The 1,283-nt window shown below is 68.0% G+C and carries 1 protein-coding gene; it reads right to left on the bottom strand.

Going from position 1 to position 1,283, the window contains the following annotated elements; genetic code table 11:
• Positions 1-313 precede the first annotated feature (313 nt).
• A complete protein-coding gene (locus H5397_RS17375) occupies positions 314-1,045 on the bottom strand; it encodes a hypothetical protein (RefSeq protein WP_182819001.1) in 732 nt (243 codons plus the stop codon).
• Positions 1,046-1,283: the final 238 nt, after the last annotated feature.

Genomic DNA, 1,283 nt, shown 5'->3' on the forward strand with positions numbered 1-1,283 from the left:
CCTATCCCGACGGCGCGAGCTCCGGGAAATCCCGCTCCCAAGATCTTCCTGCCCAGCGCCTCAAAGACGCCAAGCCCGTCCTCCGCGACCTTCCCGTCGGATGGAATCACTGGCCGCGCCCGGCCCCCGCCTCTTGATCAACACGGCCTAGCCCACTCGCCTCACCCCTCGCCCGGCTCACGCGCCGCGACCACCCGCGGACCGCGAAACCCCGCCATCCGCAGATCGGCACTAGGCGCGGCAGTTGCGTATGTTCGCCGTGGGCATTGAGAGGCCCGAGATGGATCAGTCCTGCATCTTCCGGGTGTGACTCCTACGGGTATTGCCAGAACGGCGGGTTGATGGTGTCGCTGCTCCAGTCCAAGGGCGTGTTCATCGGCACCCGGTGGGCCTCCAACCCAGGATTGGCGTGTATCGAGTCGGTCAGCTCTGCCGGTCCGGCGACCAATAGGTACGGCCAGTCGATCTCGGCCGCGACCACCCAACTGTGATCGGCCGGCCATACCAGGTTCGCCGAGCGGCCCCTCCGATCCGCTTGCCAGTCGGGCCAATCCCGGAAGGCCGCCTTCGGCCCCTTGAAGATGCGGTACTCCCGGCCGGGAATGACCAGCAGGGCCTCGTTGGACGGGTCGTCCCACTGGTTGTAGCCCACCCACACGCCATGGAACACCGCACCCTCTGCCGGACAGTGCTCCAAGACCGCCTCCAGCAGATCCGCCGGCGGGTTCCCCGCCTCGGGAACCCGGTCGCCGAACACTAGCGGCCCCTCCCCGGAGCGGGACGCCATCCCGCAGCGTTGTTCGATGTGGGTCCATTGCATCAGCGGGTGAGCAACCCGGCCCGACTCGGCTGCGACCTGCTCCCACGTGGAGCCGTCCTGGGCCGGGGGGAACACCCGCACCACGGTCTCGAAGTGAGCCGGCAACACCGCCCCCGCCGACGCCCACGGGCACCTGCCCGCCGCGACACCGTCGGCGAACCAGGCCCACTGCTCGGGATCACGCACCCGCACCAGACCAGGCGCCTCGCCCTGCAGACCGCTCATGACACCATCGTGTCTCACCCACCCCGACAACGACACCCCTGCGTCGACCAAGGCCCGCACCACCTAGGGCGTGTCGCGTAACTGATTTGGGTGGTGGGGGTCAGGGTTGTCTTTGTGACCAGGAGTCCTCAGTTCAGTGACGAGATGTGGGCGCGGATTGAGCCGTTGATGCCGCGTGGGGGCGCGAAGGGCGGCCGTCCGTGGAATGACCACCGGCGGACGGTGGAGGGCATCTGTT

It is taken from the genome of Propioniciclava sp. MC1683, assembly GCF_014164675.1.
Taxonomy (GTDB): Bacteria; Actinomycetota; Actinomycetes; order Propionibacteriales; family Propionibacteriaceae; genus Propioniciclava.